Here is a 25890-nt window from a genome sequence, read left to right as displayed (position 1 = left end):
ATTGAGGGGATGAGTCCGGTTATTTTTTATATGTACATTTATGCCTGCCATCGTATTCGCTCGATTCGTTCCAATGTTGTACAGCGAATATTCGTTTCGCATCGGATCGACAGGTATTATACAATGAACAAAAAAGGGGGCGTCGCTCATGTGGAGTAAATTCAGGTTGAACAGGCCAGTATGGGCTGGCATCACCGCCGGCATTCTCCTCGGGCTGTTCCTAAAAATCGTAGAGCATTTCACCTCATTGAAGGTTTACACGCTGCTCCTAAACATTGACTACGTACCTGTCCTGAATGAGCTGAAGCTCTCCGAAATTATCGAGTTTGCGCTGCACCTCATCATCTCCGTCCTGCTGAGCATCGCTCTGGCTGTCTTTCTGAAGCAGAAGAATTGGACCCGCTGGCGAAGCTTGTCTTGGGTCTCCCTGGTCTGTTTGGCCGTAGGGCTTCTCCTGTATCTGACCACCATTTTGTCTGACCGTACACCGGAGTTATCTGACCTCGCTGCTCTTCTGTTCTGGCTGGCCGGTCATCTACTGTATGGTATTGCATTAGGCTGGCTGCTGACGGGTTCACGCGGAGCCTCCGCCTAGATCGGGAAAGCAGCCTTGCGAAAACGTCGATTATGGATAAACGCAAAATGACCGCCCCACTTGAATAGGAGCGGTCACGCTATGATACCGAATGCGCAAATGCCGCACTCATGCTATGGATCTTCATTTGGCAATGCTAGCGTCCCAGGGACAAGTCCTTGTCCACTTCGCTATCGGTTTCCTCATCCTCGACGTTTGCGTCGTCACCGGATGCCGCTACGCCATCCATGAAGTCTTGAATCTGACCGCTGTTGCGGGTCAACGTAGCAACGGAAACCTCATGCTTCTTCGCGATATCGGACTTCGTTGTTGAAATGTTCAGCGATGAAGTTACTATATATTCCAACGCACTTGCATATCCGCCCTGTTTACGGTACTTCGGATTGGCTTCTCTGGAGAAGCTGTTCCAGACCATCAGGAGGCTGAACACTTGAAACAGCTGCTGATCATCCTGCAGCTCATAATCCCGGCAGATCTGAGGAAACACAGACTCGGCAAGCTCGCGATGCTCATCAGCGTTCCAGTCCATCCATCCCAGCTTGTCGTTAATCATCTGACGCAATTGATCGACCTGCAGCTTAGGCTCTTCTGCTCTCGCACCAGGGAACTGGATGACTTTACCGTATACCGTGCGTTCATCTTTTTCAAGACAACATCTTTTGTACTTTTTCCCGCTTCCGCAGTGACATAGATCGTTTCTTCCTAGCTTTTTCATTTCCTAGCTCCTATTTGAATGATTTCTTCTATTATACATGGAAAATATGAAAATGCGCATCTCAAGCCTGTAAACCCTTAAGGCATGCCGGCCTTCCGCGTCATAACACTCTCTTACAGGGGGGGCTTCCGATAAGAAGGTGTCCAGGCAAGTTAGATAGCAAAAAAGCGCGGGTCCCCTCTATGAAAGCCGCGCCCCTTCATATTATTCTATATTATCGTCATAACGCAAGTAGGATGTAACAAATTTGTTAGAACCTATAATAGACTTGTACCATTTTTGGTAAAGATTCCATAGATCCGCGCCTTAAGGCTCATTGGCCTGGCCCAATGGTCACAGATTTCGATTTCATTGCGTTTACGTTACTTCACCCATACGCTAACATTTGAACCTGTTGACTGCCTTATCGCCCTGCTGCAGATGCACTATCGCCAATCACTTGCCTGAGCACAGGCTCAAGCCGGTCCGCCATCAGCTTGAAGCCGAGGTCCGTCGGATGAACCCCGTCAACCGTCGTTTCCCCGGGATCATCACCTAACCAATCCGATCCATCGACGAACGTTAGGTTATGATCTCCCGCCTCGGTCAGCTGCCGGATAAGATCCATCTGGAACTTCTTCCGCGCAAGCCGCCCTTCGAGAATCTCCGGCTTGAACGACTCGGCTCCATGGCGGATGCGGGATATCAAGATGATGGGAACCTCCGGATGAACCTTGCGGTAAGTCTCGATATATAGAGGCAAGGTCTGTCGATAAGACTCAGTGCTCCCGGCGTTACCCTCGTAATCAATGACGAGACATGCGGGTTCCGGAATTTGAGCCGCCAGTATCGCAAGCTCCGACTCCCCTTTTCCGTTGCCCGAGAAACCCAAATTGATAAACTCCAGATGAAACCTGCGGCTTAAGATGTTTGTATACGACATGCCGGGCCGTGACGCGCATCCGCCTTGCGTAATGGATGTTCCGTATACAATCACTTTTTTGGAAGAATCATAGGATTCCGGTGCCCAAACCTCGGCCCCTGGTTCAAGTCCAATCCATATCTCTTCGACGCCCTGGTACAAGGGCATATTCAGGAGGAACGACCGTGCCTCGCTTGTCCCGGAATCAAAGATGCTGCTCTCATACTCCACCTGACCAGCCTGAAATCGAGCCGTTCCCGCATGCAGCCAATGGCCGGGGCCGCCGATATACGCATCGACGCCGCACTCCCCCGTTGGCGGCATGTGGTACATGCCGGATCCTGCGGTCAGACGCACGCGGACCGACACGCTCCGCGAATTCGTGCGAAAGCGGATCTGACCGCCCGATGTGCAGTTCGCTAACGCATCCACCTCAGGTCGGATATAAACATCCGGTACCGAAGGCAGTCTGCGATATATGCGTTCTGTGTGGAACCAGCCAAATCCGGATACCTGAAACGGCCCCCTCTGGGGGGAATACCATATCCGTTCGTCCGCTCCATGGTTCTCGATCTTCATGTTCTGATCCAACTGATAAGGGGATACCTTCTCAGGTTCAGGAATTCGGTTCTGCACAATTCTCGCCTCCCTATGTAGTTAGGAATGATTAAGAATCCAAAGCGCTTATCTTCTTCTCAAGTGTTATATCGCCTCATCCCTCCAGTTTCAGAGCCATTGAGCCATGATTTCAGAGCCTTCCTACCGGTCCCAAGCCGTGACGACCTCTTCCTTCAGCTCCTTCAGCAGCTCTTCCTTGTCGTCTCGGTAGAACATGTTGTAGGTGTCAAACGGGATCATTCGTCCGTCGGGATGCATGATGTGGACGCAGGATTTCTTGACGGAACGGACGTCGAAGTTATGGGCGTCCAGGAACTGCATGATAATGACCCGGAAGACGTTGTCATAGGTAATCTGCTCCGGCACGGCGGCTAGCGGCAGACAGCAGAGCAGGCTCTTCAGGGAAAGCGCGGAGGATTGCGGCGAATGGCCGGTCGACAGCAGCTCAAACATTTTGCCTCGGATCACCGGATCCTGCTCAAACACAATCGTGTTGCTGTCGCCCTCGAGCAGGATTTCCGGGTCGATCATCCGTGTCAACGGCAGCACTTCCCCGCCCAGCTTCAAGGCGTAGCCCATGGCCAGGCAATCCGGGTGGCAAGGAACCGGCAGAATGTCCGCATCCGTAAATACCTCGGACTGGTCGATGATCATCCGCCGCACTTCGCTCACGGTCAGCCGGTCGGTTGCCGGATCATACCCCTCCAGCCGGCCCGCAGCCTGAATCGGCTGAATGGTGACGCCGCGCACCGCTTTTTGCTGAAGCCCATACTGAATGATATCTCCGATTTCGCCGTCATTGAGGCCTTTCTTCAGCGTGACGACCAGTGTCGTGGAGATATTGAATTCATTCAGATGGTCGATGGCTTGCTGGCGGATGCGCCGAAGATCGGCCCCTCTCAGCTCCTTCAGCACATGCGCCTCAAAGCTGTCGAATTGCAGGTAAATTTCGAATCCTGGCATGTACTCGGCCAGCCTCCGCGCAAAATCGCGGTCCTGGGCAATGCGGATGCCGTTTGTGTTCACCATAATATGCTTGATCGGACGGCTCTTGCACATGTCCAGGATGTCAAAGAAATCCGGATGCGTCGTCGGCTCGCCACCGCTGATCTGCACGATGTCAGGCTCCCCCTCGTTCTCCACGATCCGGTCGAGCATGAATTCGATCTGCGTTAGCGACCGGTACGAGGTACGATGCGGCGACGACTCCGCGAAGCAGATCGGGCACTGCAGATTGCAGTGGTCCGTGATCTCCAGCAGCGTGAGGCAGCTGTGCTGCTCATGGTCCGGACAGAGCCCGCAGTCATAAGGACAGCCGTAACGGATCGGCGTATTCCAGACAAGCGGCATTTCGGACGGCTTGATAAACTTTCGCGTCTGATGGTAATAATCGGCCTCTGTGGCGATCAGCACTTTTTCCGGACCGTGAACGAGGCATCTTTTGAGCATATAGATCATGCCGTTCTCCTCGATGATCTTGGCTTCCACTTTGCGGTAACAAGTCGTGCATATGCTATTCGTCAGTTCATGATACAGATAAGGCCGGTTTTTTGGCATAATCAAGACTCCTTTGGTCAGCTTGGAAGATGGGAACCCGGCATGAAGCGGCGAAGCCGGTTTCTGCCGCCGATCAGCCATGCATAATAGATGAGGCCCGCGATGCAGGCTAATTGGATATTGTTCAGTCCCAGGTAAGGATGCGGCGTCGGTTTGATCCAGTCGATCACCAGGCGGAACAGCAGGTACCCGGCCATAAACCATTGAAACATCCGCCCGGACACGTAGCCCTCGCGAGTAGATCTGCCGCGACTTTGGCGGTACAGCGGAAGCAGCAGCAAGGCCAGCACGATCAGGAACAGGATCTCATACAGCTGAGTCGGATGGCGATAAACCCCGTCGCCAAAATCCACGCCTGTGAACCAGGTCGTCGGCGTGCCATAGGTATGGTCATCCAGGCCGGTCAGAAAACAGCCGATCCGTCCGAGTCCCAGGCCCAGCATCAGCGGGTAAACAAAATCGTCGCCCGTGGAATGCTTCCATCCCACCAAGCGCTTTGTCAACTCGACGCCGATCAAACCGCCCAGAAGACCGCCGACAATCGTCTTGCCTCCCCATAGCAGGTGGAATTGGCGCAGCTGTTCCCAAGTGGCAGCCGGATCCTCCAGCCAAAATAGCAGCTTGGAGCCAATGGCCGCGCCGGCGATGATTCCAGCCAGAATCTGCAGGCTCATCAGCTTGGTCATGCCGCTCGGCCTGCGGGTCCATAAATACACGCGGAAGCCGATAAAGTAAGCCAGCGATTCAAACAACACATGTGGATGAATCCGCCAGGAACCCAGGTACAAATAAACAGGAAACTCCATCTGTCCACTCCTTGAAATAATAACTGATTTGAAAATTGCGCTTGTCGGAACTAGGAACACGTGCGTTAATAAGAAAACAGTATGGCTCCGCAGATCGTCAGCAGCAGCAGCGCAAGACCGCCCAAGATAGCCAGTATGGAGACGATTACGGTCACCCATACGTTCCTAGGCCGTCCCGGCATGCCGGGAGCGGGGTTCATCTCACCGCAGCGATAGCGGCAGCGGCCTGTCTCCGGATTATGGCATTCCTCGCATACCGGCTTTCCGCAGCGCGTGCACTGAGCGACGGCCTCCATCTCGGGATGGTTCATGCAGCGGTAGACTTCCATCCAATCACCTCACTTGGCATTTAACCCTTATATTCCCTATTGTAAACGTTACCGGGGAATTAAACTACCAGATTCGTTATGACCGTTGTCCAGTGATCATGAGGAGTTTCAGTCACCGCACTGGAGCTGCCAAACTGCGAATTCGCGTTAACAACATAAAAAGGCAAGCCATCTGTCTCATTCGAGCCAGTGCTTGCCTATCCATTCCAGTGTTCTGTCGGTCAGCTGGTGGGAGCATCCTGCCAAACATTAAACTTGTTGCCGTCGAGATCACGATTACAACCTATCCCTGCGCCGAGTAGTGGACTATATTGAACAGCACTGCAAGGACATCTGTACCGTGAGCAGTGGTATGTTAAAACTTTTATCGAACAGAAATTTTCATAATATTTCAGCTGACGGCAATCAGGTAGCGAAGTATGAAAGGACATAGTCATGGCAGGTTTCAATATGAATATTTTTAAAAATAGCATTTTCAATTTTTTAGGTGGGATGATTGATGTCAAGTTAAGACAGAAATAGATACTTCAAATAGAAAACATGAAATATGAAAGAGCCGATAACCGCGTAATAGGGTTATCGGCTTTGTGTCTGTACGGCTAGCTCTTTGATATGCGTTTATCAGCAACCTCTCGGTTATGTCACTTGTTGCTGGTCTTCTTGATCAAGTCCACGCCATCGTATGCCAGACTTTCCACACTTGCAGCCTTCTGCAGTAAGTAATGATCAAAAAAGTTCTTCGTATAGTCTGTAACAAGATTTCGCATCTCCATAGCATCCCGTTCGCCTCTGAGTTCCTCATTAACACTGGTAAACACGATGTCGCAGTAATCTAAATGCGCAACACGATCAACAGAGAAATAATAGGTTTCCATGCTATTGTTAGCGCCAATTATCGCATTCATGTTATAGTTAGGTTCACAAAACAGTAGCAAGAAGGGTTTCTTAAGGTCGCTGCCCTGAAGGCCGAACGCACCGCTATCCAAGCCAATCCCACAGGCGAACCGGTCGTCGTCCCGGCAAACCATCGCCGTCGTAAGCCCTCCATAAGAATGTCCGACTATGCCCATGCCGATGTCAAGCAACAATCTGCCCTTAAAGATGGAATTCAGTTCTCCAGAGTCCAGTTTGTAAAGATAATCGGCTACATACCTCACATCTTCTGCCTGTAATTCACTATACTCTGTTACCTTGGCAAGTATCGGCAGTGTAAGCACGTTACGGCACATCTCAATGGCAGTTTCATCGTCAGGCCGCATCTCCATCTTACCAGCCAACGCCAGCATCTCCGGATCTTCAGAAAACGCCATAATGACATCCGAAAAATCCTTTGATACATTAAACAGGCGCCCATCTTTACGCTTATACATCGTGCTATTCTGATGGCCGATGCTTACCACAACATATCCCATGCTTGCCAAGTCTGTACAGATCACTGTACCCCATTCTGGAGAACCGCCCCCGCCGCAAACATAGAATAACACCGGATAGCGCTTTTCCTTCCCGGAGAGAGCAAGGTCGTCGTAACACTGGGTCTTGATATCTATAGAGAAAACATCCTTCAACGCAGTGACAAGTGGCTGCTCATTAAACATTTCGTAGACTTCAGGAAACATGTACGTTGATGTAGTCTTACCTTCGCTGCTGTCGGACGGATAGTACACAAACGCCGTCAGTTCTCTTTTGGAATGATCTGATGCCGTGTACTCAAAATCCATCTGGGTTCGACCGACAGTATAGCCGCCAATTGGTTCTGGAAATGCGTCATACGTTTTCATTTTCTTGTTCCCCCTTAATTAATAGTGGCGAATATGAAATACATACACTGCGCTATGAGCACTTTTCAAAACGGTGAAACGATTACATCCTATCTTCAGTGAATCATATCTACTCCCTGGCTTTTTTGATATCGCTAACCATTTCAGAATATTTATGATCTTCAAGCAGCCCATGACTCATAAAGTCAGCAAAGTACTTGCTAAGCTTATGTTGCAGCGTAGAGTCCTTAATATCGAATTCCCTAAAAAACATGACTAAATTAAACTGCATTGACTCAAACATAAAAGAAATCAGGTCGTCGTCAATATCAGGTCGGAGATATCCATCAACCCTCATTCGGCGTAAAATGTCCTTGATTAAAGGGAATGACTCGCCCTTTAGCACATTCAGATATACTTTAAGTAAAACGTTCTCAGGAATGTTTAAAAATGTTTTAGTGAGTTTGATTTCCAACTCATTCAGCGGCTCGGTCACAGTGCCATTAACGTTACCAAATAAGCCAGTAAGGAAAAACCGGTAAAGGGAATCTTCATTACTGTTATTAAAATACGCAGCTCTTTTCTGGGTGACATTACGTACTAAGAGACAATAAAGGTCATCTTTGTCTTCAAAATACCGATAAAATGTTCCGGGGTGCATGGACAAACTATCCAAAACCATCTTCATAGTTATATCCTCGTAAAGATTATCAACAAAAAGATGCATAGCGTTATTAGATATTTCCTCGCGCCTTGCTTCATCTAAACGATAGAAAGTATTTTTTGGCATAGATTACTCCTTAATGTGAAGTGTGAACTCATTCACACCATACCGATAATCCATTCACATGTCAAGTAGTATTGAAATATTAATATCCATATAAAAGATTAAAACCATTGCATAGAACATTATCCTTCCTAAGAGATAAGTTAATGGAGTTGTTTTGTTTTTTTATATGACCTTTGGTTGTGAGAGAATTTTTGTAGATAAAGTGAGTGGAGTTAAAAAGAAAAGGGACGGATTAACTGAGGCATTAGATTTTGTTCGAAGCGGAGACACAATCGTTGTTTGGCGATTAGATCGACTTGGAAGAAACATGCAGGAACTTATAAGTGTTGTTAATGATCTGAATGAAAAAGGGATTAGTTTTTATAGTCTGCCATGAGACCGGATTTCCATGTCTGCTGGTTTCCAGATGAAAAAGCAGGATAAACCATACGGTCTCCTGCCTCTTATCCGTGACTGGAATATAGAAATGACCGGCTCTCTTAAGGACTTGCTCTGAGACCTGCTGCTCGAAATCCTATCCGTTGTAGGGATAGCGGAGAATCCTCTTTCATTTAGGATAGATCCTCCCAACGTGCCCACATCTCTTGCGGATTGAGCTCATACACCCCGTTGTCCCTGAACATGAAATGATGCATGATGAACTCCCGGCGAAGAGTCGCAAAGTCCTCATGGTAACCCTGAATAAACTCGTTGATTTCCTTCTCGGTGTACTTACGTCCCTTCTCCAGCCGGGATACCAAATGTGTAAGCACGATAAGTTTCTTCTTCAGCTGGGCAGGGATGCTCTTCAGCTTCCCGTCGGATGTGAAAAAATGGTTCACAACAGCGTCCCTCGTCCGCTGATCTTCTTCCTCCAAGCGCTCGGGAACGCCCTCGGGCCTCACTCTTTGGTAGATTAGATTTTCCGTAGCCGTTGCACTATTTTTGATGAAATAATGGTTTAACGAGAAATAGATCGTGTTCTTATCCCTGCGCTCTTTGATCAGGCTCGCTTCCCGCAGCTTCGCTGCATGGTGCGTGATTGTTGCCGGCGTGACACCGATCTTCTCGGCCAGAACCTGTCCGTTCAATTCGCCTTCGGCTAGCAGGATCAGCATTTTGATTCGCGTCGGATCTGCAAGCGCCTTATGATAACTAACCACCTTATCCAATTGCATGGATATGTTCACTCCCTACACAATTTGACGAACATCTAATTTGCTACTGATTAAATTAGATATTATCCCATCTGAAATTCAAAGTAAACCTCGTTCTTTTTTAAAAAATGGCCAGAACGATGACAAGAGCGATATGACCGGGGAAAAGGTCCGTCATATTCATGTTTTCATGAAAGGCGGCAAGTAACGCCTGAACTTCATTCACAGGACATGAAATAGCCCGCTCCATTTTCGTAAGGAGCGGGCTGCTGCATGACTATCGTTTCTCAAGTTTCTATTCACATCCAGTTAACCTACAAACCTCATCTTACACGACAGCTGCGTCAACTCTGGACTGATCGGCATTCTGGCATCTCTTGCATACCTTTAGCGCCGTGCCGTCCGACTTGTTGGCGACGTAGAGAAGCTTGATGCGAGACGTGCTGCATACCGGGCATGTGCCGCGGCCACGTGATGGCATACTCCATAGTGCGCGGCCCCGTTTTGTTTTGGCCATGTTTCATATCCCCTTTATTTCATAATCTCTTTAATGTTGTTGCGAACCCCTGCACACAGCTTGTACAAGATTCGATTTCTCTTTGTTATACGAATCGTAGAAAATACAGCCTGAATATCTGTGCAACTCCATTATAGGGGACGGCCTACCGGAAAATATAGGGAATAAACGCTTATGAACTCTTTTTTACATACGGTACGTCACATTGTGCCTGGTGCTTCACGAGGTCCATATCCGCTGTATCACGAGTACATCCGAATGGAAGTTGAGCTGATACACGTCGGGATTGGTTAACGCCTCCCACTCGTCGAAGCCGATCCGGTTATCGTAATACTTCAGCAGAAGCGAGATCAGGTTGCCATGCGACCCGATAGAACCCTCTCCGTTAATCTCTCATCCATCACAACTTCCACACCAATGAGATTCGCCAAGGGTTTTATCGTATCGCAGGCTCTGCGGTAAGGACTCGAAACAATATGATCAATCCCTTTATCAGATAAAAACTCCGCAAGTTCAAGCGCTTGCTGAATACCCTGCACGGTTAACGGAGCGTCGACGGCTTGTCCCTCAGCCTTGCAGTGTCGCACGATTATTACGTTTTTCATGAAATCAACAGCTCCTTTATAACCCAATATTACTCTTGAGCCCTTGATAGCTTCCTGACTCCGGAAATCCGCGCTGAACGATCGTCATAAACTTCTCGGAGAACCCGTGGCTCGTTAAATCTGCGATTGGGACCAGGACCACATCACCGATGGGATTGAAATCGAACTCGTTCGACGGGAGGCGGATCTCCCCCTCCAAGCGTTCCAGCAAAAACGTTATATGTAACAGTGAGGGCGATGAATCCGGTTTATCGCATAGATATAGGAGCTTCTTCACTTTTGTAGTTAGCCCGGTTTCCTCTTCCATTTCCCGAACCATGGCTTCCTCCAAGGTTTCCCCCTGCTCTACTCTTCCTCCGGGAAGCGACCAGCCACGTTCTGACGAAACGCTCTGTTTGACCAGCAAAATACGTTCGTCTTCAATCAGGATTCCGGTCACTCTGACCTGCAATAGGTTGCTCATTACCACACCGCCAATTCGTTGGATTCTTTTTTCCCTGACTTAGGTTAGCTTACGTCGTGCCTCCTCCGCTCTTTGCACACTCTCCTTCGTCCACGGCGGTGCCATCGGGTGATTCATGATTTCGGACAGCGTCATCCACTGTACCGACTCTACCTCGTCCGGGCTCTTGCTGTATGGCGTCCCCTTATCATACTCGCACAAGAACACCATGTTAATGACAGGACGGTCATCGTCCGTTACAAAAGAAGAACTGTATACGTACGTGACGTTCTCCTTCACCTCGACGCCTACTTCTTCGTAAAGTTCCCGCTTCACCGTGCGCTCCAGAATATCCAGTGTGTGCCCCTCCCTGTCGACTTTACCTCCCGCTAACGAAAGTGTTCCGCCCGCATGCTCTTCCTTCATGCTGCGCGTAATCATCAGCCACTGCCCGTCCTTGCAGACGGCCCCTTCTACGTTGACGATAAACATGTCACCCCTCCTCAACCACCTTTTATACTACTTTACACGATCCTGGTGGCGGTTGACCATTGACTCTTACCTTACAGGAGGCCGCAAAATAGGTTCCAGCATTGATTCTGTAAGGAGGAATATCATCATGCCAAGCTCCATCCGTTTGCTCCACAACGGCTTCGTCCGAGCGATCCTGATTTCCAATGTATGCTCCCAGCTCGGAATATGGATCCGAAATTTTGCCGTCCTGCTGTATGTCATGGACATGACAGGCGGGAATGCTTTTGCCACTTCCATGATTTCCGTCGCCGAATATGGACCGATCTTTCTGTTTTCGTTCATTGGGGGTGTATTGGCCGACCGTTGGCGTCCCAAAGCAACCATCGTCTGGTGCGAGATACTCAGTGCCTGCTCCGTCCTTATCGTGTTTCTGATGCTGGAATCCGGCTCGTGGGGCGCTGTATTCTTCGCGACCTTATGCTCATCCATCCTCTCGCAGTTCGCCCAGCCCTCGGGCATGAAGCTGTTCAAAATCCATGTGCGGGACGAGGATGCTTCCATCGGAATGTCGCTGCTGCAAACGCTGTTCTCTCTCTTCATGATCATCGGTCCGATTCTAGGCACATGGGTATTTCAGCAATGGGGCATGTCGGCTGCTCTCGTGTTAACGAGCGGATTGTTCATGTTATCTGCGCTAGCCATGCTGTTTGTGCCTAAAAACCAAGGGGCGTCTATAAACACGACAACAGCAGTTCCCTCCGTTCTTCATGATATGGCCGATGGCATTCGTTATGTTCTATTCAAAAGAGACCTGCTGCGGCTAAGCCTCTGCTTCATGGTTGTGGGACTTGGGGTGGGATTGATCTCCCCGCTCAGCGTATTTCTGGTGACCGAGGGCTTAGGCTTGTCCGCTCAGGACTTGCAGTGGATTACCATCCCTTACGGTGTAGGCGAAATCCTGGGTGGAATCGTAACGTTTATGCTCGCATCCCGAATAGCTCCCGGACGGTTACTGATGATGGGGTTAATTGTGAACGAAGCGGGCATTCTCCTGCTGGGTCTGTCGACGGTCCTCTGGCTGACCATGCTCTCGCAATTCCTGATTGCGCTGCTGCAACCGGCTATTTTTATCGGGAACCACTCCTTGGTCATGCAGCAAACGGAACAAGCCTACATCGGTCGGGTCACCGGAGTACGTACGCCGCTCATGACCGGAGCCATGCTGATCACAATGGGATGCTCGGGGCTATTAAAGCAGACCATGTCACTAACCTACGTATACGTTTTAGCTGGCGCATGTTTTCTCGCCGGATTCTTGATGATTCTTCCACTTCTTCGTCATGGAAATCACACGATGTCTGGAGGTGGTGAAGCAACCGAAACTTAACATCCTGCACAAATAAAAAAACCGAGCGAAACGATGATTTATCCACGTCTCACTCGGTTATTTGCTTTTTCCAGCCTAATACACCTTAATCCGCGTCGTCTTCTTCCTCAACCTTTAAGATTCTTCCCGATTTTGCAAGAATTTCGACTTCAAACAGTCTGTTGTCGGATGTCAGTATAAATATTTCATAGACCAACACGCCATGCTCCAGATCCATATCGACATGAACAATTTGGCCCGGCACACGGGCAAGTGCAATTTCTTGAGCTTGCTGCATAGAGATTCTCTGCCTGGTCATCGGCCCAGGTACATGATAGTAATTTTCGTACATTTCGGAAGTAACCCCCTCAATAAAAATGTCCGCTCATGTACCTTATGAGAGGGGTTACTCCTTGGTGCCGATTGACGCCGTTTAACATTCACATTTTTCGTATCATAAAGGACGTTCTATCGCTATTCGATTATGAATCGTTCCCCAATTACACATCGCATCGAGCACAGGCAGCAGTGTGATTCCATATTCGCTCAGAGCATACTCCACCTTTGGCGGAACCGAAGGATGGATGGTACGAACAACAAGCCCGTCACTTTCCAATTCCCGCAGATGCTGGGTCAGCATCTTCTGCGTAACTTCGGGTATGTCCTTCTCCAAATCACTGAAGCGCTTGGTGGATTCCATTAGATGCCATAAGATCAAGGGCTTCCACTTCCCCCCTATGACATGCATGACCGTTTCAATGGGGCATTGACTAATGACAGCTTTAGCAGATGTTCTCATATAGCCCTCCTCTATGGCTTACTTTAAAGTAAGCTCCTTACTCGAAAGTGGGTTCTTATCACGATTCTATGTTGCATGTTAGTCTAAAGTCAATTCAACCGGAGCATGACAGGTAACGTTATTCAGCAGCCTAGATGCTTTCGAAAAATTTAAGGAGGATTATTGTATGAATCCATATGGTTCCAGCACATCATCGCAATCCAAGGATTGGGGGCCGCGCGCTTACTCTTACTGGCTGGTCGCCTCACTCTCGCTGTTTCTGCTGTACCTCGGTGTGAACACGTTTATTCAGCCGGAGGCCGCCATTCAAGGCTTTGGTTTAACTCTTTTTCATTCTTCAGATGCAGCCATCATCTACATCAAGGCCAATCGAGATTTATACATCGGGCTGGTGATATCCGCCTTATTGCTCTTTCGTCTGCGTAAAGCATCCCTTATCCTACTCATTCTCAGCATAGAAATGCCTATTGTAGATGCCATATTAGTTCTGCGTAGTGACGGAGCGGCTCCAGCCAGCGCGTGGATTCATATCGGCACCGTTATTTATATATTAATCGTGGCCTGGGTATTATTCCGGGAGGAACGATCCGTTATAATGAATCATAAGAGTAAACATCCCCAGTCTTTTCCAAAATAACGGATCGAGGTGAGTTGTGTGACAGGAAAGACCCTTGTTCATCATGGGTACCTCGAGGGACCGCCCCGGATTTTGCAGACGGCTGTTTTAGGTGGATTAGCACGGCTAACTGATCTTCTGAAATATCGAGTGTAAGGATGATTCCAAGCAGGAGGTGCCTATGAGCTATCACGGATCTGATTTTTATGACAACGACACGAACTTCGAGAAGTACATGGAGCGGCGGCAAGGGCAGGAAAACGCCAACGATACACTAGAGAAGCCGGTCATCTGGCAGCTGCTTGAGGATATCTCGGATCGGCATGTATTGGACCTAGGGTGCGGCGATGCAGGCTTTGGCGTGGAATTGCTCAACAAAGGTTGTGCTGCGTATATAGGGATTGAAGGCTCTCGTAATATGGTGGAAGCCGCCTCAAGCAACCTGGCCGATTACAACAATGGAACCGTTATGCTCACGAGGATAGAGGAATTTACATATCCCCGCGATTCTTATGATTTAGTGATCTCCAGGCTCGCCATTCATTATCTGCAGGATATCGAGCGCGTCTTTCAATGCATTCATCAGTGCTTGAAGCCAAGCGGCAGATTTGTCTTCTCCGTCGAACATCCCGTCATTACCTCTACGCTTCAGCCGTCCGGCACAAGAACGAACTGGGTCGTGGACCATTACTTCAGCGAAGGCTACCGGGAACAGCAATGGCTCGGAGGCACCGTTCGGAAGTACCATCGAACCGTCGAGGATTACTTCACGGCGATGCAGGAAGCAGGCTTTATCGTGGAGCAGCTTAGGGAATCCAGACCCGTGCGAGAACATTTCTTGAACGAGGAAACCTATGAGCGCAGGCGCAGAATTCCACTGTTCCTGTTTCTAGCGGGGAGAAAGAGCACGTAACTCTCATTCCATTTCGAAAAAAAGCACCCTTTCTTCCACTTCAAAAGTGGGAGAGGGTGCTTTCTGAGTCACTATCGTTATTTCTGCTTACGAGGATCTACCGGTCTTGCTTCCCTTATTGAATCCCTCGGATTTGCGCTTACGTGCTTGGCCATCCTTGGGTTTCTGAGCAGCTTCCGATTTGAACTTACGTGCCATCTCTGAATACGGATTACTGACGGCCTCCGCCTTCGGCTTACGTACCAAATTCGTGCTCGAAGAACGAGCTCCGTCTGATTTCGGTTTACGAGCCATGTCGGTCTTTGGCTTGCGGGTGGGATCGGCCTTCGGTTTAGCAGGTCTAACTGCTGCTGATTTGGCTTTGGTGGAATTGCCCGAGCCCGATTTCGGCGATCGGTCTACCTTGGCTGCTCTTAATGATCCCGACATCGGGAAAGCATGGTCCTTCACTTCGGGTATGGACTTTCCGATTAACTTCTCAATATCGCGGAGAAAAGGCACCTCGTCCACTTCGCAGAACGATATCGCCGTTCCGCTCAGTCCCGCACGCCCCGTCCGGCCAATCCGGTGAACGTACGTTTCCGGAATGTTCGGAAGGTTAAAGTTAATGACATGCGACAGCTCGTCGATATCGATGCCTCGGGCGGCAATATCTGTAGCCACCAGAACCCGGGTCTCCCCGCTTTTGAAATTTTTGAGTGCCGTCTGGCGGCTGACCTGCGATTTATTCCCGTGAATGGCTTGAGCCGAGATGTTCACCTTCGTCAGGTCGCGCACAACCCGGTCAGCGCCGCGCTTTGTACGGGTAAAGACCAAGGCCGACACGATGGACGGGTCCTTCATCAGCTCATTCAATTGCTTCTGTTTATTTCCTGTTTCCAGCAGGTACACCGATTGCTTGATTCGTTCGGCTGTAGAGGAAACCGGCGTGATTTCCACTTTTACAGGGTTTTGCAATAATGTTTTGACAAGTTGGGTGATCTCCGCAGGCATGGTAGCTGAGAAGAACAGCGTTTGTCTTTTGCTCGGCATTTTGGCGATAATTCGTTTTACGTCATGAATAAAGCCCATATCGAGCATCCGGTCAGCCTCATCCAGCACCAGGATCTCCACATGCTGCAGATCGACACGCTTCTGATTCATAAGATCCAGGAGTCTGCCTGGGGTAGCAATGAGGATGTCCGCTCCTTGCTGTAGCGCCCGCTCCTGCGTTTTTTGCGAAACGCCGCCAACAATGGCCGTCGAACGCAGCTTCGTGAACTGACTGTAGGCTTTCACGTTATCTGAAATTTGCAGGGCAAGTTCCCGGGTCGGCGACAACACCAACGCACGAATACGGCGCGACATGCCCGGTTTAGGGGATTGTTCGTTCAACAACTGGATCATTGGTACCGAAAAAGCAGCGGTCTTCCCTGTTCCGGTCTGCGCGCAGCCCAGCAAATCTCTGCCGGCCAGCACAGCCGGGATCGCCTGAGCCTGAATAGGCGTTGGCGTCTTGTAATTCTCCTTCGCTAAAGCTTTGAGAATCACGGGGGATATATTTAAATCTTGAAATGTCATGGGGTCTCCTTTAAGGTGAATACCTATATTGTCTCATCACGTAACATAGGGCATCTCATAATCGAGTTTCCACAAGCCGTTCCTTTACGTCATAACACATAACGATACCATACATCGGTATAAAAAAAGAAGCGGAATTTTTCTCCGCCTCTTGTTTATGCCCCAAACCGCTGCCGATACCCGCATTTTCTGCATAGCTCCTCAACGGCTTCCCGGCGCGAAAATCCCTCTACGAGGTTATTCGCCCGCTCCCCGTCAACGATGTCCGAGAAGGACTTCTGATGAATATTGCCCAAATTGATGACCCCTTCCCCATCCAGACAGCACGGCACGACTGTCCCGTCTACGAGAATGGCCGCCTGGCTGCGAAGCGCATGGCAGAAGCCTTTGCCTTCATCCTCCGGGGCTGTTAGACTTGGCCACTGGAACTCATAATCCTGGTTCAGATAAACACGGTCGGCCACCTTCACACCACCGCCGGGTTCAACCTTTTCCTCGATTCGGTAATCCAGATTAAATTCCTGCTCCAAAATTTCGAGCGTCTGGCGGTTGCGGCTCTTCTCCAGGTTTGTTTGGTTGTCCTGCGTCAGATTCCACAATCGGAACGAAAAGATGACTTTATGCTCCTCCGCGGCACGAACAAAGGATAGGATTTCCCGTAAATATCCCTCGCGATTTGTTGAACCCTCGTGACCGTCGAAGCTGTGGAGTGAGAAGTTCATCTGTCTTAAGGCCGGCTTGCCCAGCAGCTTATGCCGGTTCTTCGCGATCAACGTGCCGTTGGTCGTAATGTTGACCTTGAACCCTTTTTCATGGCTAATATCCAGCAGCTCATCGATCTTCGGATGGAGCAGCGGCTCCCCCTTCACATGCAAATAAATGTAACTCGTATGCGGCTTGATCTCGTCCAATCTTCTCGCAAAGTCTTCGACCTTAATGAAGTTGGCCTTACGCTCTGTCGGTGGGCAGAACGTACAGGCCAGATTACAAATACTCGTAATTTCTATGTAAACTTTCTTAAATGTCTTCAAGATGTTATCCCCAATCCAGATGTCTATGATAGCATGGCGATTTGCTAGCTAAGTCGCTTGCCAATCCCTCATATCGTACCATAGGCGGGCCCTTTACAGCTACAACTACAGATGCTATCTGATGCCATTCTGTATTAAGCGAAAAAGAGGGGAGCACCTTCCTTCTTTAGTTGTTGCTCTAATTAACCGTTCATCGTTATGTTTGAATCGTCACTCATCAGCATCAACCCATCTTTTTGAAAAGTAGAGGTGCAATTTTTTTCTTGCTCTGACCATCGTTTGAGCCAAAGCTTGTTCCGTTGTTTCTAGCTCCTGTGCAATTTCCTTATATGGTTTTTCTTCGATGTAATATAGAAACAAAGCTTGACGATACTCGGGGCTTAGCTCATTTAGAGCTTCAAGTAGTATCTCTTTCCGAATCTGATCTTCCACTTGCTCGGCTACAGTAGGGCGTAAAAAAGGGGCCTTCATATCAATAACGACTTGAGGATCTCTAAGATGATGATATTTTTTATTTTTTTTTAACAAATCATAGGCATAATTCCTAGCTATTTTAATCATCCAGGCTTTCAAATGCTTAGTGTCTTGCAGTTGAGGGGCTTTAACCACCACTTTATAGAACGTCTCCTGTACAACATCTTCTGCCAGTTCATGACTTCGTGTCAGAAAATAAATGTCCCGATAGACCAAATTCCGATAAGCTTCATAAGCTAATTTTTGGGTGTCGTGGTCTAAATCATAGAAATTAGTGCATAAGAAATATAACCATTGTTCTTGCTCCACGTGTACCCTCCTCCGTTTTATTTTATTCATTAGCTGCTTGACGAAGTTTTAAATCAAGCAGTTTACCATTATAGTAAAATATTAACATATATTTACACGATTTTCCTTATGTATGATCGTCAGAAAAATTATATTTTTAAAAAAAGCGTCATATGTTGCTAGGATAAATCGTTTTAGTAGTAGATTAGCTCTATTGGATACATACATCGTTCAAGCTACCTTACTTATCTCAAGCAAGGTAACGAACAAGAAGCTTTGAACCTACTAGATACTTGCCTTAGAAAAGAGGGGTAGCTCATATAGAGGAGGCGGAGGTGAGTTCTTTTATATGGTTGTTTGAATAGCTAATCTAGTAATTAAAAAAATATTAAATTTAAGGAGGATCATTCTCTAATGAAAAAACTTTTTTCACTTGTCCTTACAATGGTTCTGATGTTGTCACTTTCGGTATCCGCTTTTGCAACCTCAGAAGGAGAAGAAGCAATCTTTCCTTCTGGAACATCCATTACGGTCAGACCTATGACTCCGGAAGAGATCGTCCTGTTTGAGCAAAGAGCGAATGGAAACCAGGACGTAGGTCTCTTTGACGTTGGTATCTTGTCTGATAGCTGGAGTGGAAATGTGAGTGTCCCTATTAATACGGATGGAACCCAAGGAGCAAATGTCGGCCATGCATTTATTCCCTCTCCGGACAGATATGTTTCGATAGCTGTAGGGAATTTGCCAGGCACGATGCCATCCGTTAATTTAAGCATAAAAAGTCAAACCAATAGCAGTGTCAGTTGGTGGCAACCAAATATAGCTGGAAATTCGATTGTTACCATTGACACAGGCAGCTATAGTAACCATACGTTCCAAATTAAAACAAGCACGAACGAGGCTAATTCAAGAAGTGCAGCTTTTTCATGGTCGACCCATTCTGAATAACCCCCAAAAAAAGCACTGCCCTAAAGGCAGTGCTTTTTTCAAAATGGCGGTTTCTTATTTATCAAAATCATATTCAGCGAGTTCTTCTGGCGTCAATGTTGCTCTTAATTCCTCTTCAGTTTCCTTCATTGAAGCTCTTTCTTCAGGTGTCATGGATCTGACCGTAATGGAAGTGCCCGGGGGAATCTCATTTGGATGAGAATATTCATGATCATACTCAGCAAGCTCCTCGGGCGTCAACGTGGCTCTTAATTCCTCTTCAAGCTCCTCCATTGAAGCTCTTTCTTGAGCTGTCATGGATCTGACCGTCATAGAAGTTCCCGGTGGGATTTCATTTGGGTGGGACTTCCTATAACCATCGTCTACAGGGAGAGCTGGTTCTACATTTGCTTGAGATTCAGCACCACTTTTTTCATTTGCACCTATGTTTTTAGGTGCATCCACGGTTTCATTGCCTTGGTAATCAGTGATTGTTTTATTTTCTGCTACAACTGCAGGGCGAGCTTCTTCTGGCTGAGTTTCAACATTATTTCCTTCATTCTCAACTGCAGGCACAGGACGAGCTTCTTCTGGCTGAGTTCCAACACCGTTTCCTTCAGTTTCAACTACGTCATTAGAAGGGGGCGCTTTAGGAGCCGCTTCATTGGCTACTTCGTTTGGTTGAGCTTCAGAATGACTTCCCTCATTTCCAATGACTTTGGGCGTATTGCTAGAAGCCCATGCCGCTGCTGATGTGCTAATTACAGCAACCAAAAACACCGCTGTTATCGAGAGATACAGTGTTTTCTTTTTTTGTTTCTTTACATTAAGCATCATCATTAATCTCCTTTTCAATTGTTTCCCGTCACCGGATAAGGAGGCACAAAATTGCACGGGTAAATTCCTTGATCCTACCATAACGCTTAAGATCGTCTCCCCATAGCGTTTTCGCTCGGCATAAGACATCTCTTTTACGACTTCTTCATCACAAGACAGCTCGCTCCATGTGTGAATGTCCTTGCGCAGAATGTGCACCAAGGGGTTAAACCAATGTAAGGCGCTGGCTCCGAGCGTGAACGCTTTGACCCATAAATCTTTCCGTTTCAGATGGATCAACTCATGACGGATCACCATGTCCATGTTAACTGTATTCTCTATAGGGAGATAAATAGTTGGTTTCCATAGGCCGACAAGAACAGGACTCCGAATGATGGAGCTGTAGGCAAGCCGGACGTTGCTTTTCAGACCAAGGGCTTCCTTGATGAAAGGAAGCTGTTTAGCTGCTTCGCTGCTAATCGGAACGGTGGTACGCGTATGTTCTAGTTTCTTTAAAAATCTGCGATAACAATACATCTGCCATGCAGCAAAAGCTATAGCGCCGATTGCCCATAAGATAATAAGGGGAAGGGCTACGTTTGCTGAAATGGTCTGTGCTGGGACGAGCTGCTCCGAATGAATCCCTGAATATGGACCGGACACCGCATGTTGCACAGTAGAAGGTAACTCGTTCACGGAGGGGATGGTTGCTGTTCCATTGAATACAAAAAACGGTGAAATCCACTGCATACCAAGGACTACGGGTAAAAGATAAAAGCCTACTGCCATTTTGCTAATCCCATAGCGCCACTTTGTAGGAAAGGCATTGATGGGTATGATCCGCAGTACAAGAATGCAGGCTACGACGGCACTTCCAGCAACGGTAAGGGTCAACAGCAATTCAAGAATAGTATTCATAAGCCCCCTACTTTTGCGAAAACCATTGCTTCAGCTCTGCAATATCTTCATCTGAAAGCTTTTCGCCGTCATACAAAGCTGAAATTAGATTTTTAACCGAGCCTTGATATAATCCGTCCAAGACGTGCTGTGTTTCCATGAGCTTATAATCTTCAGGCGAAATGCGAGGCATATATTTATTTGTCCGTCCATGCCTCGTAACCGTAAGCGCCCCTTTGTCCACTAAGCGTGATAGGAAGGTGGAAATGGTTTGCGCTTTCCATTCTCTTCCTCTCTGGGCAAACAGACTTAGCAGTTCGGTGGATGTGACAGGCGGTGTACACTCCCAAATCACCTCCATTAGCTCCATTTCAGTATCCGATAATTTTTGAACTTGATTCACGGTGAACACCTCTTTACGTCGTTATGCGTCCATAACGAACTTAATCACTACACGGTGTAGTGATTATAAACTACTACATCATGTAGTGATATGTCAAGCGAAGATGAGTTTAAATTTACTACTGCATAGAACTTATACGAAAAATCAAAGAACCGCGCGGGAGCGCGGTTCTTTTAAACATGCAGCTACAAATAATCGAGGACACAGGAATCCCCGGTTCCCTTTATTTTTACTCGCACAGATGGTTGTGCTAACACTGCTTATTTTGAATCGTTGTCGTCATTATCTGCAGCATCGCCAGCTTTGTTACCCAATGCTGCGCCTGCGATACCACCTGCAATCGTGCCGATTGGACCCAATATGGAACCTACAGCAGCACCTACGACACCACCACCTGCAGTCCCTAAGGCTTCTCCAGCGTCAATATCCATTTTGGCGTTGTCGCGGTCAGAATCAGCCTTTTGATTACGATCGTTTTTATTAGCCATCCATCTCACTCCCTCGAAATTGTGATAGGAACAGCTCCTTCTTGCCAGATGTTGTTCCAAACCATATCTTGCCCTAACGGATCCGAAAGAATTCTTTAAAAGTATGCCGTTTCAGATCTCTTTCTCCTCCAAAATAGGTTGCGTATTTTAGACGATGTTTGCGGATTATGGGATTATGTAAACGGTACCAAGACTGCTACAATGAACATGCAATTACGAAATGAACTTTTGTTCAAGGGGGATTATACATGAAAAAGCTATCGATTTTACTGTTAACCTGCGTGTTGATTATGGGGGCGCTTAGCGGTTGTGCAAGCAGCGAGTCCGATTCGGGATCGTCCAATAAACTCGTCATCTACAGTCCGAATAGCGAGGAGATCATCAAGACGATCATTCCGATGTTCGAGAAGCAGACCGGGATTACAGTTGAGCTTGTAACGGCTGGTACCGGCGAAATTATTAAGCGCTTACAGTCTGAGAAGCAGAACCCTTACGCTGACGTGATGTTTGGTGGTTCTATGGCAGGTTTCCGCGAAAATGAAGCTTTATACGAGCCTTACGTATCACCTGAAGACAAGAACCTGATTGAAGGTCACCGTAATACGTCGGGCTTTGCTACTCCTTATATCTCGGATGGCAGCGTGCTGCTCGTAAACAAAAACCTGATCGGTGATATCAAAATCGAAGGCTATGCGGATTTGCTGAATCCGCAGCTCAAAGGGAAGATTGCTTCCGCTGACCCGGCAAGCTCAAGCTCCGCTTTCGCTCAGTTAACCAACATGCTGAAAGCGATGGGCGGCGATTATGAGAATGAACAAGGCTGGAACTACGTTGGTCAACTGATCGAGAACCTGGACGGCAAAATTGCAAGCGGTTCCGGTGCCGTTCACAAAAGTGTGGCGGACGGTGAATATGTAGTCGGCCTTACCTATGAAGACCCTTCCAGCACTTATGTAAAGAACGGCGCTCCGGTAGAAATCGTATATCCAAAAGAAGGCGCCGTATTCCTGGATGCGGGATCCGCTATTATCAAAGATGCACCGCATATGGACAACGCCAAGAAATTCATCGACTTCATTCTGTCTCAAGAAGCGCAGGATGCGTTCGGTACGCAATTAACGAACCGTCCACTTCGCCTAGATACGAAGCTTGGCGACCACATGAAGCCCTATGAAGAGATCCACATGATTGATGAAGACACGGACTATGTAAGTGAGCATAAATCTGAGATCGTTGAGCGTTATGTCGATTTGTTTACTAGCGTTAAATAAACTATAGAATCAGGTGACAACCATGAGCGTAACTATAACCATTAAAGACTTAATCAAAAAATACGACGACACAACCGTCATTCCCGAGCTGTCCCTGGAGATTAAAAAGGGTGAATTCTTCACCCTTCTCGGGCCTTCCGGGTGCGGCAAGACGACACTGCTGCGTATGATCGCCGGCTTCAACAGCATTGAAGGCGGAACCATTCATTTTAACGAGCGTGTCATTAACCAGGTGGAACCGGGCAAGCGGAATATCGGGATGGTCTTTCAGAGCTATGCGATCTTCCCTCACTTAAACGTTAGAGGAAACATCGCGTTCGGACTGGAGAATCGGAAATTATCCAAGGCGGAGATTAACGCCAAGGTGGATAACATCTTAAAGGTGGTTCAGATCGAGCCCTATAAAGATCGCATGCCGAAGAACCTATCCGGCGGCCAACAGCAGCGCGTTGCGCTAGCCAGAGCGATCGTCATCCGCCCGGATGTCCTGCTGATGGATGAGCCTCTATCCAACCTGGATGCCAAGCTTCGGGTCGACATGCGTAACGCGATTAAAGACATTCAGAGAGAAGTCGGGATTACCACCGTCTACGTCACGCACGATCAAGAGGAAGCCATGGCGGTATCCGATCGGATTGCGGTTATGAAATCCGGCGTGATTCAGCATCTGGGGACGCCACAGGAGATTTATCAACGTCCTGCGAACGTATTCGTTGCTACCTTTATTGGTCGTACCAACATTCTCGAGGGTACTTTAACAAAATTGGCAGACAGCTATGTCCTGCACCTCGGCTCCGGCTATATGGAAGAGCTGTCTAACATCGAGGTTCCGAAATCCGATGCCAAGGCAGATACGCTAAACGTTCAAATCTCGGTTCGGCCGGAAGAGTTCATTCTGACCGAGGACCAAACCGGCATGGAAGCGACGATTGTACACAGCGTATTTCTTGGGCAGAACACCCATTATTTTGTAGACTTGGCGTCCGGTCAACGCGTGGAGATCACACAAGAATCGAAAACGTCATATATCCTCGAGCCTGGTCAAGTTATCTATCTCAAGGCCAAGAAAGAGAAGATTAATGTCTATGATGCGGCAGGCGAACTGAACTATACAAGGGGCGCTCGGCTATGAGAGAGACGCGCAAACGATTTGATGTCTGGACCAACATTTCGTTACTGATCTTTGTGTTCTACATTCTGTTTCTGGCCCTGCCCTTATTTACGATGCTGTTCAAGAGTGTGTACAATGGTACGACTGGCGATTTTTCCCTCGCCTATTTCACGAAGTTTTTCAGTAAGCCCTACTATTTAAACGCTCTGTTCAACAGCGTTAAAGTCACCGTCAGCGTAACTTTGCTTGCCGCCATTATCGCAACGCCGCTGGCATATATCATGGCAACGGTGAAGATTAAAGGCAGTTCGGCCATTCGGGTCATGATTCTGATCTCCTCGATGTCGGCTCCTTTCATTGGAGCTTACTCCTGGATCCTGCTGCTGGGCAGAAGCGGTGTCATTACAAAATTCGTTAGCAACACATTCGGCATTACAATGCCGGATATATACGGATTTACGGGGATCTTAGTCGTCTTAACCTTGCAGATGGTCCCTCTTATCTTCATGTATGTATCAGGCGCACTGAAAAATATGGACCAATCGCTAATGGAAGCAGCCGAAAGCATGGGTTATTCAGGCTTTGGCAAAATGCGCAAAGTGCTCCTCCCGCTCATTACGCCAACCTTGCTGGCGGGCGGCCTGCTCGTCTTCATGCGTGCGCTGGCCGATTTTGGTACGCCGATGTTGATCGGTGAGGGATACAAGACCGTTCCAGTGCTGATCTTTAACGAGTTCATCAGTGAGGTCGGCGGTGATGACGGCTTTGCAGCGGCGATCAGCGTCATTGTCGTTCTGTTCGCCACAACGATATTCCTGCTGCAAAAATTCGTAGCCAATCGTAAATCCTTTACGATGAGCGCACTGCATCCGATTGAAGCCAAGAAGAAGAAGGGCATCGGCAATATCGCGGCGCATGCCGTTATCTATCTGTATACGTTAATCGCGCTGCTGCCGCAGCTCTATGTCATCTATACTTCGTTCCTGAAATCCAACGGCAGAATCTTCGTCGAAGGGTTCTCGCTCCAAAGCTATAGGGATGCCTTCAGTAATATTGGCGGCGTCATTCTGAACACGTTCTTCCTGGCGATCGTGTCGCTGGTCGTCATTATCCTGTTAGCGATACTGATTGCTTACGTAACCGTTCGAAGAAAGAATGCATTAACCAACACGCTGGATATCTTCACGATGTTCCCGTATATCGTTCCCGGCTCCATTCTGGGGATCGCTCTATTAATCACTTTCAATAATAAGCCGCTAGCCTTGAGCGGAACAGCCGTCATCATGATCATCTCGTTTGTTATCAGGCGCCTGCCCTATACGATTCGATCCAGCGCGGCCATTCTGCATCAGATTAACGATGGGATCGAGGAAGCAGCCATCAGTCTGGGGGCTTCCCAGATGAAGACGTTCTTCAAGATTACGCTTCCGATGATGGTGGCAGGCGTAGTCTCCGGCGCGATCCTGAGCTGGATTACCATCATTACCGAATTAAGCACTTCGATCATTCTTTATACAGGCAAGACCAAGACCGTAACGGTTGCCATATACACCGAGGTCATCCGCGGTAACTACGGCGTGGCGGCGGCTCTATCTACGATTCTTACCGTCATTACGGTAGTGTCGCTGCTTGTCTTCCTGAAGCTCTCCGGACAAAAAGAAGTTTCCATGTAAATGTGATGAATTCAT

At 48.1% G+C, this 25890-nt stretch carries 27 protein-coding genes and 2 pseudogenes; 9 read left to right on the top strand and 20 right to left on the bottom strand.

Annotation, left to right across the window (positions count from 1 at the left end):
• Positions 1-148 precede the first annotated feature (148 nt).
• Positions 149-595 carry a hypothetical protein gene (locus NYE54_RS06295; protein ID WP_339270863.1) on the top strand — a complete coding sequence of 149 codons (447 nt, stop codon included), beginning with the start codon at positions 149-151 and terminating at the stop codon, positions 593-595.
• A gap of 136 nt (positions 596-731) precedes the next feature.
• On the opposite strand, the gene NYE54_RS06290 is transcribed toward NYE54_RS06295, so the two are convergent.
• The 7 genes from NYE54_RS06290 to NYE54_RS06260 form a co-directional block, all read right to left on the bottom strand.
• Entirely contained in the window at positions 732-1310 is a 579-nt protein-coding gene (locus NYE54_RS06290; protein ID WP_339270861.1) for an SEC-C domain-containing protein, read from the bottom strand.
• Positions 1311-1713: 403 nt separating this feature from the next.
• The gene (locus NYE54_RS06285; protein WP_339270859.1) at positions 1714-2847 is read right to left on the bottom strand and encodes an SGNH/GDSL hydrolase family protein; all 1134 of its coding nucleotides are present in this window, start codon (positions 2845-2847) and stop codon (positions 1714-1716) included.
• A gap of 123 nt (positions 2848-2970) precedes the next feature.
• Positions 2971-4386 (bottom strand): radical SAM protein, encoded by a 1416-nt coding sequence (locus NYE54_RS06280; RefSeq protein WP_339270857.1) that lies wholly within the window; start codon positions 4384-4386, stop codon positions 2971-2973.
• Positions 4387-4403: 17 nt separating this feature from the next.
• Positions 4404-5192: a prolipoprotein diacylglyceryl transferase family protein gene (locus NYE54_RS06275; protein ID WP_100540466.1), complete on the bottom strand. Its 789-nt coding sequence runs from the start codon at positions 5190-5192 to the stop codon at positions 4404-4406.
• A gap of 65 nt (positions 5193-5257) precedes the next feature.
• Positions 5258-5521 carry a hypothetical protein gene (locus NYE54_RS06270; RefSeq protein ID WP_339270855.1) on the bottom strand — a complete coding sequence of 88 codons (264 nt, stop codon included), beginning with the start codon at positions 5519-5521 and terminating at the stop codon, positions 5258-5260.
• A 641-nt stretch (positions 5522-6162) separates the two neighbouring features.
• Complete coding sequence (locus tag NYE54_RS06265; RefSeq protein WP_339270853.1) at positions 6163-7299, bottom strand: choline esterase; 1137 nt, start codon at positions 7297-7299, stop codon at positions 6163-6165.
• A 109-nt stretch (positions 7300-7408) separates the two neighbouring features.
• Positions 7409-8068 (bottom strand): TetR/AcrR family transcriptional regulator, encoded by a 660-nt coding sequence (locus NYE54_RS06260; RefSeq protein WP_339270851.1) that lies wholly within the window; start codon positions 8066-8068, stop codon positions 7409-7411.
• 169 nt (positions 8069-8237) lie between these two features.
• Between NYE54_RS06260 and NYE54_RS06255 the strand changes: the two are divergent.
• Positions 8238-8441, top strand: a pseudogene (locus NYE54_RS06255) (recombinase family protein); the annotation flags it as partial.
• Positions 8442-8619: 178 nt separating this feature from the next.
• Here NYE54_RS06255 and NYE54_RS06250 read toward each other — a convergent pair.
• From NYE54_RS06250 to NYE54_RS06230, 5 genes and pseudogenes are all read right to left on the bottom strand, one after another.
• Complete coding sequence (locus NYE54_RS06250; RefSeq protein WP_339270849.1) at positions 8620-9225, bottom strand: metalloregulator ArsR/SmtB family transcription factor; 606 nt, start codon at positions 9223-9225, stop codon at positions 8620-8622.
• Between the two features lie 307 nt (positions 9226-9532).
• Positions 9533-9721 (bottom strand): hypothetical protein, encoded by a 189-nt coding sequence (locus tag NYE54_RS06245; protein WP_074961888.1) that lies wholly within the window; start codon positions 9719-9721, stop codon positions 9533-9535.
• A 219-nt stretch (positions 9722-9940) separates the two neighbouring features.
• Positions 9941-10326 (bottom strand): annotated as a pseudogene (locus tag NYE54_RS06240) (phosphoglycerate mutase family protein).
• Positions 10327-10342: 16 nt separating this feature from the next.
• The gene (locus tag NYE54_RS06235; protein ID WP_339270847.1) at positions 10343-10789 is read right to left on the bottom strand and encodes an NUDIX hydrolase; all 447 of its coding nucleotides are present in this window, start codon (positions 10787-10789) and stop codon (positions 10343-10345) included.
• A gap of 39 nt (positions 10790-10828) precedes the next feature.
• Entirely contained in the window at positions 10829-11260 is a 432-nt protein-coding gene (locus NYE54_RS06230) for an NUDIX domain-containing protein (RefSeq protein WP_339270845.1), read from the bottom strand.
• Positions 11261-11387: 127 nt separating this feature from the next.
• On the opposite strand from NYE54_RS06230, the gene NYE54_RS06225 reads away from it, so the two are divergent.
• The gene (locus NYE54_RS06225) at positions 11388-12629 is read left to right on the top strand and encodes an MFS transporter (protein WP_339270843.1); all 1242 of its coding nucleotides are present in this window, start codon (positions 11388-11390) and stop codon (positions 12627-12629) included.
• A gap of 85 nt (positions 12630-12714) precedes the next feature.
• Here NYE54_RS06225 and NYE54_RS06220 read toward each other — a convergent pair whose 3' ends face one another.
• Together NYE54_RS06220 and NYE54_RS06215 are read right to left on the bottom strand one after the other, a co-directional pair.
• Complete coding sequence (locus NYE54_RS06220; RefSeq protein WP_339270841.1) at positions 12715-12960, bottom strand: PepSY domain-containing protein; 246 nt, start codon at positions 12958-12960, stop codon at positions 12715-12717.
• A gap of 102 nt (positions 12961-13062) precedes the next feature.
• The gene (locus NYE54_RS06215; RefSeq protein ID WP_339270840.1) at positions 13063-13407 is read right to left on the bottom strand and encodes a helix-turn-helix domain-containing protein; all 345 of its coding nucleotides are present in this window, start codon (positions 13405-13407) and stop codon (positions 13063-13065) included.
• A 166-nt stretch (positions 13408-13573) separates the two neighbouring features.
• On the opposite strand from NYE54_RS06215, the gene NYE54_RS06210 reads away from it, so the two are divergent.
• Both NYE54_RS06210 and NYE54_RS06205 read left to right on the top strand, forming a co-directional pair.
• On the top strand, positions 13574-14044 hold the full coding sequence (locus NYE54_RS06210) for a DUF4267 domain-containing protein (RefSeq protein WP_339270838.1): 471 nt from the start codon (positions 13574-13576) through the stop codon (positions 14042-14044).
• A 160-nt stretch (positions 14045-14204) separates the two neighbouring features.
• Positions 14205-14936 carry a class I SAM-dependent methyltransferase gene (locus tag NYE54_RS06205; RefSeq protein WP_339270836.1) on the top strand — a complete coding sequence of 244 codons (732 nt, stop codon included), beginning with the start codon at positions 14205-14207 and terminating at the stop codon, positions 14934-14936.
• An 87-nt stretch (positions 14937-15023) separates the two neighbouring features.
• Here NYE54_RS06205 and NYE54_RS06200 read toward each other — a convergent pair whose 3' ends face one another.
• The 3 genes from NYE54_RS06200 to NYE54_RS06190 form a co-directional block, all read right to left on the bottom strand.
• On the bottom strand, positions 15024-16496 hold the full coding sequence (locus tag NYE54_RS06200; RefSeq protein ID WP_339270834.1) for a DEAD/DEAH box helicase: 1473 nt from the start codon (positions 16494-16496) through the stop codon (positions 15024-15026).
• 155 nt (positions 16497-16651) lie between these two features.
• A complete protein-coding gene (locus NYE54_RS06195) occupies positions 16652-17527 on the bottom strand; it encodes a radical SAM/SPASM domain-containing protein (RefSeq protein ID WP_098742173.1) in 876 nt (291 codons plus the stop codon).
• 210 nt (positions 17528-17737) lie between these two features.
• Positions 17738-18310 carry a sigma-70 family RNA polymerase sigma factor gene (locus tag NYE54_RS06190; RefSeq protein ID WP_339270832.1) on the bottom strand — a complete coding sequence of 191 codons (573 nt, stop codon included), beginning with the start codon at positions 18308-18310 and terminating at the stop codon, positions 17738-17740.
• 393 nt (positions 18311-18703) lie between these two features.
• Here NYE54_RS06190 and NYE54_RS06185 point away from each other — a divergent pair, with 393 nt between their 5' ends.
• Positions 18704-19237 carry a hypothetical protein gene (locus tag NYE54_RS06185; protein ID WP_076322740.1) on the top strand — a complete coding sequence of 178 codons (534 nt, stop codon included), beginning with the start codon at positions 18704-18706 and terminating at the stop codon, positions 19235-19237.
• Positions 19238-19291: 54 nt separating this feature from the next.
• Here the strand turns inward: NYE54_RS06185 and NYE54_RS06180 are convergent, their stop codons facing one another.
• The 3 genes from NYE54_RS06180 to NYE54_RS06170 all read right to left on the bottom strand — a co-directional run bounded on the left by NYE54_RS06180 (position 19292) and on the right by NYE54_RS06170 (position 21820).
• The gene (locus tag NYE54_RS06180; RefSeq protein WP_339270831.1) at positions 19292-20950 is read right to left on the bottom strand and encodes a M56 family metallopeptidase; all 1659 of its coding nucleotides are present in this window, start codon (positions 20948-20950) and stop codon (positions 19292-19294) included.
• A gap of 7 nt (positions 20951-20957) precedes the next feature.
• Positions 20958-21332 (bottom strand): BlaI/MecI/CopY family transcriptional regulator, encoded by a 375-nt coding sequence (locus NYE54_RS06175; RefSeq protein ID WP_098742171.1) that lies wholly within the window; start codon positions 21330-21332, stop codon positions 20958-20960.
• A gap of 260 nt (positions 21333-21592) precedes the next feature.
• On the bottom strand, positions 21593-21820 hold the full coding sequence (locus NYE54_RS06170) for a hypothetical protein (protein ID WP_339270829.1): 228 nt from the start codon (positions 21818-21820) through the stop codon (positions 21593-21595).
• A gap of 248 nt (positions 21821-22068) precedes the next feature.
• Between NYE54_RS06170 and NYE54_RS06165 the strand changes: the two genes are divergently transcribed.
• Genes NYE54_RS06165 through NYE54_RS06155 form a run of 3 tightly spaced genes read left to right on the top strand, consistent with a single transcriptional unit; the run spans position 22069 to position 25875 of the window.
• On the top strand, positions 22069-23091 hold the full coding sequence (locus NYE54_RS06165; protein ID WP_076322737.1) for an ABC transporter substrate-binding protein: 1023 nt from the start codon (positions 22069-22071) through the stop codon (positions 23089-23091).
• Between the two features lie 22 nt (positions 23092-23113).
• Positions 23114-24223 carry an ABC transporter ATP-binding protein gene (locus NYE54_RS06160; protein ID WP_339270827.1) on the top strand — a complete coding sequence of 370 codons (1110 nt, stop codon included), beginning with the start codon at positions 23114-23116 and terminating at the stop codon, positions 24221-24223.
• On the top strand, positions 24220-25875 hold the full coding sequence (locus tag NYE54_RS06155) for an iron ABC transporter permease (protein WP_076322735.1): 1656 nt from the start codon (positions 24220-24222) through the stop codon (positions 25873-25875). The genes NYE54_RS06160 and NYE54_RS06155 overlap by 4 nt, the downstream gene beginning before the upstream one ends.
• The last annotated feature ends 15 nt before the right edge of the window (positions 25876-25890 follow it).

The sequence above is a fragment of the Paenibacillus sp. FSL K6-1330 genome, assembly GCF_037976825.1.
Lineage (GTDB): Bacteria > Bacillota > Bacilli > Paenibacillales > Paenibacillaceae > Paenibacillus_AQ.
Note: the sequence above shows the minus strand (reverse complement) of the source record. Positions and strands in the feature narration are given on the sequence as shown.